A 15,111-nucleotide genomic window follows, 5' to 3' on the forward strand; every position below is an offset into this window, starting at 1 on the left:
TGCCCATAACAGGCAGACCTTTAGGCGTTTAACGCTAGCTCATAGATGCTTGAGAATGGCGAATTCATGGCATATTTAGGCTATTTGGCTTTCTTTGACTACCTCAACACAAACTGCGAAACACGCTGCTTCAACACACCGTTCGAATTGACCAAGTTTTGGTTATCCACGCGAATTTGATCACTCAAGTTCACAATGGAGTCTTTCGATTCCTTAATCTTCAACATAGACGTGTTCAAGTGCTCAATTTGGCCCAGTAATTCATCTAGCCCCGTGTTCTCATCGTCAGCAGAAATCAGCGTCACAACGTCATTGATGGAAGACACCGCATCTTGCACCGTTTGGTTAGAGCCGTGGTAGTGAGAGATAATGTCCAGCAGTTCTTCTTTTTGCGTGGTTAAACGCTCACTGATTTGCACAACAGATCCACGGATCTCAGCCACAATCTTCGTGATGTCACCCAAGCTGTCTTGCGTAGAGAGTGCTAACTGACGCACTTCATCCGCAACCACTGCAAAGCCTCGGCCTTGATCACCTGCACGTGCTGCTTCTATTGCTGCGTTTAAAGACAGCAAGTTAGTTTGCTCTGAAATCGACTTTATGACTTCAACAAACTTTTCGATGGATTCAGCCTGCGCTTTAAGTTCGATAAAAGAGGTGTACATGTGCTCAACGCTGTTTGAATAATTTTCTAACTGCTCAAGAGACGAAATGTTCTTAGTGTTTAAATCAATCAAATCCCCTTTCACTTGCTCCGTGGAAGAAGCCGTGTCTTTGAGTGTTTGCACCATGGAAGAGGAAAAGGTTTTCAATGACGACAGGTTCGATGTCGCAAGCTCATAGTTGTCATCTTGCTTAACAAGATCTTCGTTGATGTTTTTCACTTTCATGAGCATGCCGTCAGACAATGATTTTGACTCATTTGAGGACTCATCAATCGTCTCAAGTGTATTGCGAATACTAATGCGGAAGTTTTCAATAACCCGCAAAAAGTCTTCCATTTCACTGTTTAATGACGATTTCACGTTGTTCTTTACACTAAGATTGTTCTCTTCGAAGTTTTTTAAATAGCGCTTGGTTTCGTTTAGCGAGTCAACGCCCCACTTTTTCTCATCAATATCGTGGATCAAGAGTACGCCCGCCAACGTCAATTGTATGATCACCGAATAGACATTGTCGGTGAAGAAAAACGCATTCACTAACAGCAGCAAAATGCCAACCCAATGAATTAACCTCATTCTTGTAAACAGCGAACTAAACATACTTTTTCTAGACATTAGCTTTCCCTAATACAAACAACGTAGCGATAATATGCATACAAATGTGTATTGCTTAACTAAAAATAGTTGAGCCTTAGAAGGCTCGCCAACATGATTTAACGTTAATTGCCCACACTATTTGTATTGATTACAACACATTAATTTCATATACCAAGAAAACAATCACGCCCTAAAACTCACGCTGTATCCGCTGTTACGTGAAAAATACGGGTGTGCCAAACACGTGATTTCCAGTACTATGCAGCAATTAAATTTGGTGCAGATGTTTATGGCCATTGAAGTGAAAAATATCCCAACGGCGGAAGTTACGTGCGCAAATTGCCAAGCGTGTTGTTGCCGTCTCGAAGTCATGATCATCACAGACACCGGTGTGCCTGAAGAGCATATCGCGGTGGATGAGTGGGGCGCAGAAACCATGCTGCGTTTGGACGATGGCTGGTGTTCAGCGGTCGATCGAGAAACCCTGATGTGTACGATTTATGAAAATCGCCCTTGGATTTGCCGAGAGTTTGAAATGGGTTCGTACGAATGTGTAGAAGAGCGTAAAGCCTGCTTGTAACCCAAATGCTTAACGAGGGGCTCTCGCGCTCACTGTAGATTCATCGAAAAGAGAAAAGCCAGCAGACGCTGGCTTTTCTCTTTTCAGACAGACATAAATCCTAGTTGCCCATGGCCCTTGCAACAAATGCGCGGGTTCTATCATGCTGGGCGTTGCCAAAAATCTGTGAAGGTGGCCCTTGCTCAACAATCACACCGCCTTCCATAAAAATCACAGTATCAGCGATGTCGCGAGCAAACTGCATTTCATGGGTCACAACGACCATGGTTTGTTTTTTCTCAGCCAGTTGCTTCATCACGGCCAACACTTCATCCACCCATTCAGGGTCAAGTGCAGAAGTGGGTTCATCAAACAAAATCACGTCACCTTTACAGGCCATCGCACGTGCAATGCCAACGCGTTGTTGCTGACCACCAGAAAGCTGCGCAGGGTATTTGTTCAAATGATCTGCCATGCCCACACTTTCTAATAAATCACGCGCCGTTTTCTGTGCCGTGTCTTTTGGCTCTTTCCACACCGTCATCAAAGATTCAGCGACGTTTTCCAGTGCCGTTTTGTTGGCAAACAAGGCATAGCTTTGAAACACAAAACTGCTTTGTTTACGCAGGTTATGAATGTCTGATGTCGACGCTTTCTCCGCATTCACAGACGCTTCACCGATTTGGATGTCACCTGTGGTAGGCGTTTCCAAATAGTTCAGGCAGCGCAGCAAGGTCGATTTGCCCGTGCCTGACGGCCCGATAATGACGACGATTTCACCCTGCTTCACGTCCAAGTCGATGTGTTTTAACACCTCAACATCACCAAAGCGTTTGCTGAGGTTTTTTACCGCGATCATTTGATTCACTGTGCTCATCGTGCGTACGCCTTATTCAACCTGACTTCCAACAACGACTGAATCTGCGTGAAGAAAATCACTACCACCCAGTAAATCAGTGCAACCGCCATAAAGGCTTCGAAAAACTTAAAGCTCGATGACGCTTCCATTTGGGCTTTTGCCATGATCTCCGCCACACCCAAAGTGAATGCAAGAGAGGTACTTTTGATCATGTCGATGAAATAGTTCATCAACGACGGCGTTGCCACGCGGGCGGCTTGCGGCAGGATGATGCGCTTCATGGCTTGAAGCTGTGTCATCCCCACACTCAAACTGGCTTCCATTTGGTTCTTATCAATGCCCAAAATCGCCGCGCGAATGCTTTCTGCCATGTAAGCAGAAAAGTGGAGCGACAAACCAATCACTGCGGCGGTGAACGCATCCATCCCAACAAAGATAGGAAAGATTTGTGGCAAGCCATAGTAGAGCAAAAACAGTTGAACCAAGAGCGGTGTGCCACGAAAGAAAGAGATATACACCACCACAAGGGTGTTCAACACGTTCACTTTAAACACACGCACTAAGGCAAGAAAGAGCGACAACACCAATGCCACAGCAAAGCCGATGAGTGACATTTCGAGGGTTATTCCCAGATACTTAAACAGTATCGGGAACAACGCCATCATGTAATCAAAATCAAACCCGTTCATTATTTCGTGATGTCAGAATCAAACCAAGTCTGTGAGATTGCGCTTAGGGTGCCATCGGCTTTCATGTCATTCAGCGCTTTATCTACTTTGGCTTTGATCTCTAACTTCTCTGGTGTGTTCAAAAACGGCATCGCGTTTTGAATGGTTTCAAACGGTTGACCCGCAAGTGCCAGCGGCAAACCTGATTTTTTGATCAACTGTGCAGAAGAAACACGATCCATCACGAATGCATCGGTGCGGCCTAGGGCAACATCTTGCTCGAAACCAGAGTCATACGTGATGATGTTGATTTCGTTGTTTTTGTCGTAGTTACGCAGTAATTGTTCAAAGTTACTCCCGAGGTTTACTGCCACTTTTTTCCCTTTCAGATCATCAATGCCTTGAATGTCATCGCGTCCTTTGCGGATAACCACTTGCGCACCATCAACCACGTAAGGCACAGAAAACGCGTATTTTGCTTTGCGTGCATCTGTCATGGTGATTTGGTTACTGATGGTATCAATGTGGCCCGCTTCCAACATGCCAAACAGGCCTGAGAAGCTAGAGGTTACGAACTCGACGTCGTAGTCAGCACGCTTACCAATTTCATTCCACACATCCACTTCAAAGCCTTGTAGCTTATCGAGTTTCACAAACGTGAACGGGAAGTAACGACCCGACATGCCCACTTTGATTTCGTCTTGAGCAAGTGATGCGGTAGAGGTAAAGCTGGCTGCGAGTGCAAGTGTGGCAACCAGTAGGTTTTTCATTGAAGGCATGGTGAAGTACTCCTTTATTCTGTTGCCGCCAATGTAACGCAGTTCCTTTTTTGCGATAAATAACGAAAAAACATATGTAATACTCTGTAAATTTCATATAAACCAGAGAAATAAAATGTAATCCATTTCATTCACCGAACAGCTAACTGCTCTATCCGCAGTTTTGCAGATGCATTGTTTACTTTATAACCACCCAGCTTCACCGCATCCATTAAAACCCTTATGCCACCCCATTACTCGCCAATAAAAACAAGCAGCTAACAACAATCAAAAAAAAAATGAAAAAAGATCACCCCTTCTGAGGACTTGCCCGTTTGTAGTGTGTAAATACCCGATGAACAAAGGAAGACACCATGCACTCGCTTTCAAAAAAACGCCTTGCTATTGCGATCACACTTGCCTTGGGGATCACCACCGCCTGCACGGATGTCGCGATGAATGACGCATCTACAAAAGAACAGGCGCAGAATGCGCAAACCTCCACCACGAAACCAAATACCCCTTTGCCTCAACCGCAAATCCAACCTATGCCTGAAATGGAAGAGCATGTTGCCATGCATGATGCCTCCGTCGACGTTGCGTTCGCTGCGCAGCCTACTAACCGCATGGGCAAGGCATTGATGGTAATGCCCGGTTACGAGCCCTACCCCCAGGCCGAAAATCGTGACAACTATATCGACACACCGAGCAATGGCGTGCACCAAGTCAGTACCACGCCGCTTTCCACCTTCTCGATTGACGTTGATACGGGCAGTTATGCCAATGTGCGAAGTTACCTCACCATGGGACAAAAACCCCCGACTGACGCGATTCGGGAAGAAGCCTTCATCAACTATTTTGATTACAACTACGCCACGCCAAACAGCACAAAGCAGCCGTTTTCGGTGAACACAGAGATCGCGCCGTCCCCTTGGAACGTGGAACGCCAGTTGCTCCGCATTGCGCTGAAAGGCTACGACATTCCAAAAGCAGAGCGTAAAGCCTCGAACCTTGTGTTCTTGGTAGATGTGTCAGGCTCAATGGCGCAACCCAACAAATTGCCATTGCTGGTGCAAAGTTTGTCGATGTTGACCAAAGAGCTGGGAGAGAACGACACCGTCAGCTTGGTGACCTATGCCGGTAACGCCAGCGTGGTGCTGAAACCCACAAAAGGCGACAACACACAAGCCATCCTCAATGCGCTCAAAAGCCTGAATGCGGGCGGTGGCACTTACGGGGAAAGCGGCATTAAACTCGCCTACCAACAAGCGCAGCAAGGCTTCATCAAAGGCGGCGTTAACCGTGTGATTCTGGCGACAGACGGCGATTTCAACCTCGGCGTCACCAACATGGATGAGCTTAAAGACATCATCACCGCTGAGCGTAAGAAAGGCGTATCCCTCACCACACTCGGTTTTGGACGAGGCAACTACAACGATGCCTTGATGGAGCAACTGGCGAACACGGGAGATGGCAATCACGCTTACATTGATACGCTGCATGAAGCTCAAAAAGTGCTGCTACGCCAGATGAGCGGCACGCTTCAAAGCATTGCGTCTGACGTAAAAATTCAAGTCGAATTCAATCCGGCTAACGTCAAAGAGTACCGTTTGATTGGTTATCAAAACCGAAAACTGCGCGACGAAGACTTTAACAATGACAAGGTAGATGCAGGTGAGATTGGCGCGGGTCATACCGTGACTGCGCTCTATGAACTGACGTTAACAGGCGACCAAGGTCAAATTGACGATCTGCGTTATCAACAAAAAGAGGCCGATGTGGCATCTTCAGGCAGTCACAGTAACGAATTGGCGCATGTGAAAGTCCGTTATAAATTACCCGGCACCGCCACCAGCACACTGGTAGAAGGCAATGTGAATCAAAACGACATCAAGAAGGGCTTCACCCATGCGAGTGCAGATTTCAAATTTGCCACAGCGGTTGCGGCATTTGCACAGAAACTCAAAGAAAATAGCTACCTTGATGATTTCGATTACGCGCAGATCGCCACCATCGCACGAGAAAATCGCGGCGACGACCCTTACAACTACCGCGGAGAGTTTGTTCGCTTAGTGGAAGTGGCGCAAAGTCTTTGATGGCGAGGAACAGCAAAGCGTGCAACAGCGAGCAATCACACGTCTTATCACGGCCATTTAATAACCAATAAGGTTTCATGGAAAACATACCCGACGAACAACTGATGCTGCAGTTTCGCGACGGCAACCAAGCAGCCTTCGCGACCCTGTATCAGCGACACAAAGGATCACTCTACCGCTATTTCTTGCGCCAGCTTGGCAAAGGAAATGGCGGCAGAGCCGAAGAGCTGTATCAGGACGTCTGGTATCGTGTGATTGATAAACGAGAAAGCTATGCGCCAACCGCCAAATTCACGACCTGGCTGTATCACATCGCGCACCACCTCGTGATTGATGAACACCGAAAACGCCTGTCGGAAAACGCCTATGCTTCGCAGCTTCCTGACGAACCTCAATCAGACATGAACGACGCGCAAGCGCGAGAAAAAGACGCCATCAAAGTGTGTATGGATGCCCTTGCTCCACTTCAACGCGAAGCCTTTTTGTTACGCCACGAAGTGGGGTTTGAACCTACACAGATCTGCGAGATTGTAGATGCAAAGCCAGAAGCCGTGAAAACCCGACTGCGCTATGCCATGGAACAACTCAGGCAATGCCTAACCCGTAAATTAGGAGGCCGAGAATGAGCAAGCCTTTTAGCGATGATGATATCGCCGCCATCTACAAAGACAGCGCGACAGAAGCTCCTTCCGCTTCGCTTGATGATGCCATATTGGCGTATGCGTCAAAGCAAACAGGACACGCTGATTCACCTGACACAGAAACAGCATCGCCAAAAGGCAAATCCGCGACGCCGTGGTGGCCGATATTTGGCCTTGCCGCCGGTGCCATGTTTGTCGCCCTGCTTGCACCTTGGCAATGGGTCGATCAAACACTGCCTGGCGCACAAGATATCCAACCGTATTCTTCGCCAGACGTCATGATGCTGGAAGAAATAGACATTGCGCCATCCGCTGCAGATTCGGTGCCAGAAGCCAAACTTCACAAGTTTGCACCGCCAAGTGAAGACGCCCCAAGGGCAAGAAGCATGAAGTCAGCCTTACCTGAAAAATTGACCGTACCCGCTGCCCCTGCTTCATCCTCAGCGCCCGCTATAAAAGCGCTCGAAAGTGACATGATGGCGGACAGCGAGATCATTGCTGAGATTGGCGTCATTGCGCCAGACCCTTTCCTTGAAATTAAAGCACTTCTTGAAGAAGGAAAAGAAACACAGGCTCGCGATACGCTGCGCAAACTGCTTGAACAACAGCCTGCGTTAGAAGCAGCAATACCCGCCGAATTGCAAGGTTTGCTCAATACCGGCACTGATAAACAGTGACCCTTCTTAGGCGATAGTGGTCTCTTAATCGTTACCCCGATAATGACCACGTTGGCGTGTTATCGGGGGATTCAATTCTATCAAAACCCTCACAAAAGCCCCCTGCGAGAAATTCGCGAGAGTTTTGCGAAACGTTAGAGATTGGCCTGCAAGTTTTGTCCTTCATTCTGTTTTAAACCGTTAAACAGGATGAACGACAATGACAAAATCAACGAAGCAAGGACTCTGCGCACTTTCACTTCTTGGCTGCCTCGTATCAGGTAATATCGCGGCAGCGGAGCTTGAAATTACCGTCACAAATGCCACCAAAGGTATCTATTTCACCCCCCTTCTTATTGCCGCTCATGACGGCAGTAACACATTATTCGAAACAGGTACCGCTGCATCCGCTGAACTTCAAGTCATGGCTGAAGGCGGTGACATTTCAGGACTGTCTTCTGCGGTCAGTAACGCGGGTGGCAGCGTGGTCGAAAACCCAGCCACTGGCCCGCTAGCACCGGCGAGTACCACCACGTTTGATTTTGACACTGGCTCACATGAGTACCTTTCTCTTGCCGCGATGCTGCTGCCGACCAATGATGGCTTCGTTGGCCTAAATAGCTGGAAGATCCCTACCGAAGCAGGTACTTACAGCATCAAGCTCAACAGCTACGATGCAGGCACAGAAATTAACGATGAGTTGGCGACAAGCATTCCTAACCCGCCGTTTATTACAAACCTCGGCGCTAACGGAACCGGTGTTGAACAAACCGCGAGTAACGCGACGGTTCACATCCACCCGGGCAACCTTGGCGATGCTGATGCAACGGCCGGCGCGAGTGATTTCGATTTCGCGGTACACCGTTGGTTGAATCCCGTTGCCGTGATGACCGTTGTGGTGAAATAAGGGGGTTTTATGAAATTACGATTAATGCTCGTTGCGAGCTCCGCCCTATTGCTAGCGGGCTGTCCGTTTGATGATGACGATTCTCCAAGCACGTCAACCAACCCTGACTCACCGAGCACGCCAACCAGTGCCAGCTACACCGTCACGGTAAAAAACCTGACGGCGGCGCAGCCTGTTTCTCCGGTTGCCGTGCTCGCACATAACGACAACTTTGCCCTGTTCACGACAGGTGAAGCCGCGTCTGTCCCGCTAGAAGTCATGGCTGAAGGTGGTAACAACGCCGACCTTCTCGCTTTCAGCAGCGATGACAATGTGACATTGACCATGGGCGGCACTGGCCCAATTCCTCCAGGCGGACAAGAATCTTTTACTTTCACAGTGGATCCGAGCAGCGCGGGTTATCTGTCAGTGGCTGGCATGTTAGTCAACACTAACGATGCGTTTGCAGGTTTCAGTGCAATGGACATAAGTGCGCTTGAAGCGGGTGATAAGGAACGCGTTAACGCAGTGATTTGGGATGCAGGCACAGAAGTCAACGATGAGCTTGCAGCAAACATTCCCGGCCCTGCTGGCGGTGGTGAAGGCTTCAATGCCGCGCGTGGCAGTGATGATCAAGTGACGGTTCATCCAGGTGTGATCAGCAGTGATGATGGACTCACAACCTCTGCGTTGTTAACCCAGCATCGCTTCTTGAACCCAGGTATTAGCGTCACGATTGAACGCACCGAATAACGCGAGGACTCACCGCCAGCGTGTTAGCCAAAACGAACAGGCAAACCCACGACTGGCGGTGAACATCATATTCAAAGAAGGACGTCTGAAAGGAAGCAAGTAGACACAAGAAAAAGCGTGGCAGCTTATTGGAAAACATGGAAAGACTTGGCGTGAAACCTGTTACATGCAGAGACAGTTCACACGCAAACGGACGGCATTCCGCCCTTCGATGTTACTGGTTGCTTGATCCCCCGCCTTCATGTGAAGGAACGCTTGAGCCAGATACAACGATGTTAGCCGTCCGTTTTTCTCTTCCCCGCGTGTCACTATCGCGTCAAAGGATCAGCTAGAACGATTCATCATCAAACCCGCCAAAGTCATCACCACCGCCAAAATCATTACCAAAGCTGTCTTCAGCCCCTGAGTCACCGCCATAGCGATTGGCGTCTTCGTCGGTATTGGCAAATCCGCTATCGTTACCAAAACCGCTGTCATTACCAAAACCACTGCCAAACCCAGTGTCATCACCAAAGCCAGTGCCTTGGCTCCAACCGCCCGTATAATCTTGGGTATAACTGTCAGAGCCATCGAGAAAACTGCCACTTTCTGGCGACGCCGCATCACCCGAATCCGACGTTGACGCGTCATCGGGTGAAGTGTCCTCATTGATCACGGTATTGTTGGTGACATCTTCCACCACAGGTTCGCTATGATCGCCACCAAAGAACAAATGGCTCAATGCGCTGCCTCCAACCATACCTGCCGCAACACCAGCCGCTGTTTGCATAAACCCACCAAATGCACTTGGACGATACGCAGGTTGTGGCGGGGTTGGCGGCTGACGATCACCACCAAACATTTTGCTCATGCTGCTGCGTTGAGATTCTTGCTGGTAAAACGCCGCATTGCGCTGCAAATAATCATTGCGGCTTTTAAGCTCTTTCAACGCCACGTCTTGCGCCAACGCCATTTGCGTCAATCGGTATATCACATCAGGTTGCGACGCAATCTGTTCATTAATGAGCGTCGATGCTTCTGGGTCGGATGACTTGCCTTGATTCGCACTCAATTTGCTTGCCAAACCCAGAATCAATTCTCTTTCTTGTGGTGTCATGTCGCCCCCAGCCCTTGTTTGTCATGGGATTGTAGATGCGGACAACATACGCCAATTAATGAAAATCAAAAGCGCCCAAACTAAGTTTGCGAAAATGAAGAGGCCCTCCTACCAACAACCTCCTCTTCAAGCCCAACCAATGTGTGTCCAATAAAACAAGCAAATTTAGAATATAAACCTTGTTTAATATCCACCTTTTCATGCACGTATATATCGATTTTGAGAAAACACACCCACATCAAATGACATAGCCTTACTCATACAATGGTTTATACCCAAACAACCTGAAGATGCTCGCATTCAGGTTGTTTGGGTATATTGGCTGGCCGCATCAACGCACCGATGCGCCAATGATCGCGTATCTGATTAAGGAAATTATTTATGTACCTCATGTCATCGATCTTAAAAACGTTTGTGATCGGCATTGCCTACCTCTTTGTCACGGCAACAGCCACTGCTGAGCCCTACAACGGGTATCTGGCGTCACAATCTGTCGTCGTCGATGCGCGCATTACGGGGAGTGAATTAACAGAGAACAATAATGGCGGAATTAAAGTCGTGGAGTACAACCACGCGGTGATCAACTTTAATGATGCGTTCGACATTAACAGTCACACCTTTACAGCGCCGGTTTCTGGGTTGTACAGCATTGATGCACGGTATGCGCAACGCACCTGTGGCTTTAAATATTTGCTCCGCATCGGCATTTCGATTCCCAACGCGATAGCCCCAGGCAGTAACGCTTCCATTGGTCCTGTTACGTTTGCGAACAACGACACTGGCTGTGCCATTCCCGGCGTGGCCGCGGTCGACAGCATCATGTACCTAAACCAAGGTGACACCATTTTCATTCAGGCGCGTTATCAGCGCGCGCCGTATGATGTGTCGCCGTGGAATTACATTAATGACTATCAAAACCGCCTTGTGATCACCTACCTAAGCGCAGGTGATGGCTGTTATAGCTGTGGCGGGACGCCATAACGTAAGCGGTTTTTCAGCGCCAACAGAAACGCCCCATTCATGCCAAATGTTCCTCGATGCTGGCAAAAATGGGGCGTTTGTTATCACGTAATGACGAACTTACTCGATAATCTGACCGCGGATCTCTCCGGCCGCATTTGCAGGCGTATGCACATTCACATAGTTACCACCTTCTATGAATGTGGTTTGCTGTCCTGCATCCAACACCGTGTTGGCGGGTGTTTGCCAAATATTTACATCACCACTGTCTTGCTCGAGCCCCACAAGCACACCGCCATTCGCACCCGAAACACCGTTGTGAATATGTGCAGCGGTGGCACCTGAAACGCCTTCTGTAACGGCTTTAAGCGTCAAAGCACCTGTCTCTGTATTTAACAGCGCGTAACCATTGCCTTGTGCAGAGGTTGTCACTACAGGCACTTCTTGGCTTCCATCAATCGGGAAGGTAAACAGCACTTGCTGGTTCGTGGTGATCTGGCCTCTTATCTCACCGCTTGGCGTTCCAGGCGTGTGGAAGTTTGTGTAATAGCCTCCCGCATTTAAGGTCGCCAATGTTGCAGCATCAAGTTCAGTGTTCGCGGGCGTTGTCCAAACGCCAGCATCTGTTGCGTCTTGGTCGAGAACAACCAGCACGCCGCCATTGCTGCCGACCTCACCAATGTGAATATGCGCTGCCGTCGCATCGTCGATCTCTTCAGTGTTTACGCGAAGGTTCAACGTCTGGTTTTCACTGTTGTACTCGGCATAGCCGTCACCACTTGCGCTCGTGGTCACTGCGGGAACTTCCTGCGAGCCGTCCACTTCGAAGGTATAAATGGTGGTGGTATCAGGCACAATTTGCGCGCGCACTTCACCAGACGGCACCGTGCTTGTGTGAAGGTTAATGTACCAATCTCCGCTCAACAGCGTTTGAAATTGTTCATCAGTCAGATCGCTCGCATCAATGCTGGCCAGGCCGTTTGAGTCTGGCGTACCAAATGGGAAAACCACAGCGCCTGTACTGCCAATATCCCCAGCGTGAATATGCGCTGCAGTGAAATCGCTGAAGTTGCTCGTATCAAGCGTCGCTTTCAGCTGCTTGGCACTTTCATCCACGTCTATCGTTGAACTGCCTGAGCGTGTGGAATCGTTCATCGGCACCGCTTGTTGCCCTGTCAGCATCAATGCGTACGTTTTGGTGGCCGTAAAGTCAGGGGATGAAGGCGTGACTGTGTTGTTATCGTCATCATTGCATGCAACCAATGCGGTTAAGGCTACCGCTGCTGCTATGTATTTCATTTTATCGTCCTATTGATATGCCCAACCTTTGAAATACCCATGTGTCTCCGATAATTGGGCGACAACAAGAAGGACAACAAAGGCGTTGATAAGAGAAACGCCGAATTTCTGGCTCCATTTCGGGGGTGTTGTATTCGGTGTTTGTGTAAACACACAGGTGGGACGAACACGATGAAGCATTGGATTCAGATACAGAGCAACGCATTGATGCAATACAATTTATTCTCAACAAAGCAACAAAATCCCTTGTTTTATCTAGGGCTAAAACCAAAAAAAAGCACAGTGGTTACACTGTGCTCTTGCCTATTTTCTCACGCTGAATGTCGCGGGTAACGACACATTACAACCACTTTTCGATCAAGATTTCATCGATGTATTCGGACCCAATACCCGCTAGCGCGCTGCCAGGTTTTTATCCATGTCGGCGTAATAGCGCTGAAGGGCATCAACAATGACAGTGTCCACCTCATCATGTTCGAGGTAAACAGGTATCCCCATGTCGATCAATTTGTCTTCAGCATCTTGCAGGGTTTGGGATATGAAAAGTGTGGGTAGGTGCATATAACTGCCCGTGACCGATTTTCCTTGAGCCGCAAGGAATGACACCGTGTGTTGAAACACCGTTTTTTGCACACGTGCAATCGCGTCAAGAGACGAGACTTTAAACGCCAGCGGCGCAAACCAATCCGTGTGCTCGCCCTTGTATTGTTCTAGCTCGCCATCAGGTGCTTTGCCTTTACCGTGTGCCGTCAAAAGGCACTGCGCCAGCACATTTGATGCATCAATCACCTCGATGTGTGCTGGAATCAACCCGTCTCGCTTGAAACGCGCACAACTTGCCGCCGTCAGTGCAAGCGGTAATTCCGTGCAACCGAGAACGACCTTTGAGCAACCTTGCTGTTCGCACTCAGAACGAATCACATCACACAGCAGCGCTTCGGCGTCTGGTGTGATTTGCGCCGTTTTAATACCAAAAGCAGGATCGTAAATCGCCGCCATCACTTTCTGTTGGTTATCGACCGATGGCTTGGTGGATGCAACACCTTGTTCCATCAGCGCCGCTTGATAGAGACCCGAGTCAACCAAGCTATTCACGCCCATCACCAGCACCTTATCTTGTTTGCCTTCTATGGTATGTGCGGTTCGATGAAGCATGTCCACGAAAGTCACTGGTACCTCTGGTAACAGATTCCGGAACAGATCGTGCGCGCTATTACAGGCCAACCCCATGACATCCGCACCGAGATATTGCATGAAACGCAGCGTATAGATGGCCGTATCAGCCTTTCTTAATTCAGGTTCGTCCGTTGGCTTCCAGCTTTGCATCACTTCGTCAGGTTTGTAGGCCAAACGTGAGTTACCGAACGCAATAAACGCGCGTTTATCCGCGCCCTTTATGGCGTCAATTTTTTCGACCAAATCCACCATGGCTTCATTGCCGAAGCCACCAATAATGCCAATACGTGGCAAATGCGTACTGCTCATAAAAACCCCTATTGAATTGCGCGAATGCTCTGAGAATCGACTTCAGAACAAGGACCAATGGCGATCCGATAACGCAATCTAAACAAGAGATTCCAAATTTTCTTTGATCAAACAGCAGCATAGAGACGCATTAACAGCATATCCATCTAGTGATATAGCAAAAACTAGATGTTAATCATACTATCAATAACAAAGCACACCGACTCGTTAACGGAATAAAAACAAGGACATATTAGTCATACTTTTTGTGCGGGAAATTGCAATTCCCTTGAATTCCCACAGGACGGGTGGAAATATGTCCCGCAGATTAAGGATTTGGGAAAAATTCCCCATGGACAGAAAAACCTTCATCAGCAAGGTGAACGGATTGGATTCGTTAACATCGGAAGAAGTGCTTATTGCTCAATATTTTATGAAGCACTACACCATGCTACCTTTCGCAAAAATTGATGAGCTTTGTAAGCAGATTGGCGTAGGAAAAGCCACACTAGGACGTTTCTTACAGCGTTTGGGTTTTTCCGGCTTCCTTGAATTCAAAAAGCAGGTATCAAATGAACTTGCACTCACACTAACAACACCGGTTGAACGTTATGAAGGGGCAAGACAGGCTGACCAGGGCCAAAGTGTGTTGGAGAGCCATGCTAAAGAAATCATGTCGAACATGGCGAAAACCTTTTCTTCTTTATCCGAATCAGATTTCGATCTCGCCATCGTGTACATGCAAAACCCACGAGGAAAATTGTACGTGGTCGGCAGCGCATCCTCTGAGGCACTCGCGAATTATTTCTATTTATTAACAACCGCTGCACACGTTGCTATGCCAATGCAGCTTGCAGCGGGTTTGATGCGCTCTGCATCGCCAGTGGCAGGTGTGGTTATCGCTTGCGCTGGCGTGGCAAACGTTTCGCCTATCGAGCTAGCAAAACGCACCATGATCCCAATGCTGGGCGGCCTTCTGTCCGTACTCGTATGTTCACAAGTGCTGATCTAATTCCCTAGAAACAGTCATCACATGAACACGTAAGTTTTTATCAGGTTGAGGTGTGTCGTCTAAGCAAGGTCTAAACAATATCGGTATGACGCACCCAACCTGTTTTTGTATTTATTCCACGCGATTCACGAAGAAGCGCGTGTAG

At 48.4% G+C, this 15,111-nt stretch carries 14 protein-coding genes and 2 pseudogenes; 9 read left to right on the top strand and 7 right to left on the bottom strand.

Going from position 1 to position 15,111, the window contains the following annotated elements; genetic code table 11:
* Window positions 1-98: 98 nt before the first annotated feature.
* Window positions 99-1,277: a methyl-accepting chemotaxis protein gene (locus tag BM082_RS18965; protein WP_017014895.1), complete on the bottom strand. Its 1,179-nt coding sequence runs from the start codon at window positions 1,275-1,277 to the stop codon at window positions 99-101.
* Between the two features lie 271 nt (window positions 1,278-1,548).
* On the opposite strand from BM082_RS18965, the gene BM082_RS18970 reads away from it, so the two are divergent.
* A complete protein-coding gene (locus tag BM082_RS18970; RefSeq protein ID WP_026024510.1) occupies window positions 1,549-1,839 on the top strand; it encodes a YkgJ family cysteine cluster protein in 291 nt (96 codons plus the stop codon).
* A gap of 100 nt (window positions 1,840-1,939) precedes the next feature.
* On the opposite strand, the gene BM082_RS18975 is transcribed toward BM082_RS18970, so the two are convergent.
* Genes BM082_RS18975 through BM082_RS18985 form a run of 3 tightly spaced genes read right to left on the bottom strand, consistent with a single transcriptional unit; the run spans window position 1,940 to window position 4,124 of the window.
* A complete protein-coding gene (locus BM082_RS18975) occupies window positions 1,940-2,677 on the bottom strand; it encodes an amino acid ABC transporter ATP-binding protein (RefSeq protein ID WP_026024978.1) in 738 nt (245 codons plus the stop codon).
* A gap of 14 nt (window positions 2,678-2,691) precedes the next feature.
* Window positions 2,692-3,366, bottom strand: coding sequence for an amino acid ABC transporter permease (locus tag BM082_RS18980; protein ID WP_017011663.1), 675 nt, complete (start codon window positions 3,364-3,366; stop codon window positions 2,692-2,694).
* Window positions 3,366-4,124: an amino acid ABC transporter substrate-binding protein gene (locus tag BM082_RS18985; protein WP_017015787.1), complete on the bottom strand. Its 759-nt coding sequence runs from the start codon at window positions 4,122-4,124 to the stop codon at window positions 3,366-3,368. The genes BM082_RS18980 and BM082_RS18985 overlap by 1 nt, the downstream gene beginning before the upstream one ends.
* Window positions 4,125-4,477: 353 nt before the next feature.
* Between BM082_RS18985 and BM082_RS18990 the strand changes: the two genes are divergently transcribed.
* The 5 genes from BM082_RS18990 to BM082_RS19010 all read left to right on the top strand — a co-directional run bounded on the left by BM082_RS18990 (window position 4,478) and on the right by BM082_RS19010 (window position 9,135).
* A complete protein-coding gene (locus BM082_RS18990; protein WP_074928180.1) occupies window positions 4,478-6,199 on the top strand; it encodes a vWA domain-containing protein in 1,722 nt (573 codons plus the stop codon).
* Between the two features lie 77 nt (window positions 6,200-6,276).
* Complete coding sequence (locus tag BM082_RS18995; RefSeq protein ID WP_017014900.1) at window positions 6,277-6,825, top strand: sigma-70 family RNA polymerase sigma factor; 549 nt, start codon at window positions 6,277-6,279, stop codon at window positions 6,823-6,825.
* A complete protein-coding gene (locus BM082_RS19000) occupies window positions 6,822-7,517 on the top strand; it encodes a hypothetical protein (RefSeq protein WP_017014901.1) in 696 nt (231 codons plus the stop codon). The genes BM082_RS18995 and BM082_RS19000 overlap by 4 nt, the downstream gene beginning before the upstream one ends.
* Window positions 7,518-7,716: 199 nt before the next feature.
* Window positions 7,717-8,403: a spondin domain-containing protein gene (locus BM082_RS19005; RefSeq protein ID WP_074928181.1), complete on the top strand. Its 687-nt coding sequence runs from the start codon at window positions 7,717-7,719 to the stop codon at window positions 8,401-8,403.
* A 9-nt stretch (window positions 8,404-8,412) separates the two neighbouring features.
* On the top strand, window positions 8,413-9,135 hold the full coding sequence (locus BM082_RS19010; protein ID WP_017011669.1) for a spondin domain-containing protein: 723 nt from the start codon (window positions 8,413-8,415) through the stop codon (window positions 9,133-9,135).
* A gap of 328 nt (window positions 9,136-9,463) precedes the next feature.
* Here BM082_RS19010 and BM082_RS19015 read toward each other — a convergent pair whose 3' ends face one another.
* Window positions 9,464-10,231 carry a DUF2076 domain-containing protein gene (locus BM082_RS19015; RefSeq protein WP_017011670.1) on the bottom strand — a complete coding sequence of 256 codons (768 nt, stop codon included), beginning with the start codon at window positions 10,229-10,231 and terminating at the stop codon, window positions 9,464-9,466.
* A 381-nt stretch (window positions 10,232-10,612) separates the two neighbouring features.
* Here BM082_RS19015 and BM082_RS19020 point away from each other — a divergent pair, with 381 nt between their 5' ends.
* A complete protein-coding gene (locus tag BM082_RS19020) occupies window positions 10,613-11,212 on the top strand; it encodes a hypothetical protein (RefSeq protein WP_017011671.1) in 600 nt (199 codons plus the stop codon).
* A 99-nt stretch (window positions 11,213-11,311) separates the two neighbouring features.
* Here BM082_RS19020 and BM082_RS19025 read toward each other — a convergent pair whose 3' ends face one another.
* Both BM082_RS19025 and BM082_RS19030 read right to left on the bottom strand, forming a co-directional pair.
* Window positions 11,312-12,490: a CHRD domain-containing protein gene (locus tag BM082_RS19025; protein ID WP_017015783.1), complete on the bottom strand. Its 1,179-nt coding sequence runs from the start codon at window positions 12,488-12,490 to the stop codon at window positions 11,312-11,314.
* A 393-nt stretch (window positions 12,491-12,883) separates the two neighbouring features.
* The gene (locus BM082_RS19030; RefSeq protein WP_074928183.1) at window positions 12,884-13,975 is read right to left on the bottom strand and encodes an aspartate/glutamate racemase family protein; all 1,092 of its coding nucleotides are present in this window, start codon (window positions 13,973-13,975) and stop codon (window positions 12,884-12,886) included.
* 331 nt (window positions 13,976-14,306) lie between these two features.
* Between BM082_RS19030 and BM082_RS25450 the strand changes: the two are divergent.
* A pseudogene (locus BM082_RS25450) lies at window positions 14,307-14,525 on the top strand (MurR/RpiR family transcriptional regulator); the annotation flags it as partial.
* Window positions 14,526-14,774: 249 nt separating this feature from the next.
* Window positions 14,775-14,966, top strand: a pseudogene (locus BM082_RS25365) (MurR/RpiR family transcriptional regulator); the annotation flags it as partial.
* Between the last annotated feature and the right edge of the window lie 145 nt (window positions 14,967-15,111).

It is taken from the genome of Enterovibrio norvegicus DSM 15893, assembly GCF_900115495.1.
GTDB lineage: Bacteria > Pseudomonadota > Gammaproteobacteria > Enterobacterales > Vibrionaceae > Enterovibrio > Enterovibrio norvegicus.

Bases quoted from the DNA above. Each gene is read 5' to 3' on its own strand.
- BM082_RS18965 (WP_017014895.1), bottom strand. From the start codon at position 1,277: ATGTCTAGAAAAAGTATGTTTAGTTCGCTGTTTACAAGAATGAGGTTA.
- BM082_RS18970 (WP_026024510.1), top strand. From the start codon at position 1,549: ATGGCCATTGAAGTGAAAAATATCCCAACGGCGGAAGTTACGTGCGCA.
- BM082_RS18975 (WP_026024978.1), bottom strand. From the start codon at position 2,677: ATGATCGCGGTAAAAAACCTCAGCAAACGCTTTGGTGATGTTGAGGTG.
- BM082_RS18980 (WP_017011663.1), bottom strand. From the start codon at position 3,366: ATGAACGGGTTTGATTTTGATTACATGATGGCGTTGTTCCCGATACTG.
- BM082_RS18985 (WP_017015787.1), bottom strand. From the start codon at position 4,124: ATGCCTTCAATGAAAAACCTACTGGTTGCCACACTTGCACTCGCAGCC.
- BM082_RS18990 (WP_074928180.1), top strand. From the start codon at position 4,478: ATGCACTCGCTTTCAAAAAAACGCCTTGCTATTGCGATCACACTTGCC.
- BM082_RS18995 (WP_017014900.1), top strand. From the start codon at position 6,277: ATGGAAAACATACCCGACGAACAACTGATGCTGCAGTTTCGCGACGGC.
- BM082_RS19000 (WP_017014901.1), top strand. From the start codon at position 6,822: ATGAGCAAGCCTTTTAGCGATGATGATATCGCCGCCATCTACAAAGAC.
- BM082_RS19005 (WP_074928181.1), top strand. From the start codon at position 7,717: ATGACAAAATCAACGAAGCAAGGACTCTGCGCACTTTCACTTCTTGGC.
- BM082_RS19010 (WP_017011669.1), top strand. From the start codon at position 8,413: ATGAAATTACGATTAATGCTCGTTGCGAGCTCCGCCCTATTGCTAGCG.
- BM082_RS19015 (WP_017011670.1), bottom strand. From the start codon at position 10,231: ATGACACCACAAGAAAGAGAATTGATTCTGGGTTTGGCAAGCAAATTG.
- BM082_RS19020 (WP_017011671.1), top strand. From the start codon at position 10,613: ATGTACCTCATGTCATCGATCTTAAAAACGTTTGTGATCGGCATTGCC.
- BM082_RS19025 (WP_017015783.1), bottom strand. From the start codon at position 12,490: ATGAAATACATAGCAGCAGCGGTAGCCTTAACCGCATTGGTTGCATGC.
- BM082_RS19030 (WP_074928183.1), bottom strand. From the start codon at position 13,975: ATGAGCAGTACGCATTTGCCACGTATTGGCATTATTGGTGGCTTCGGC.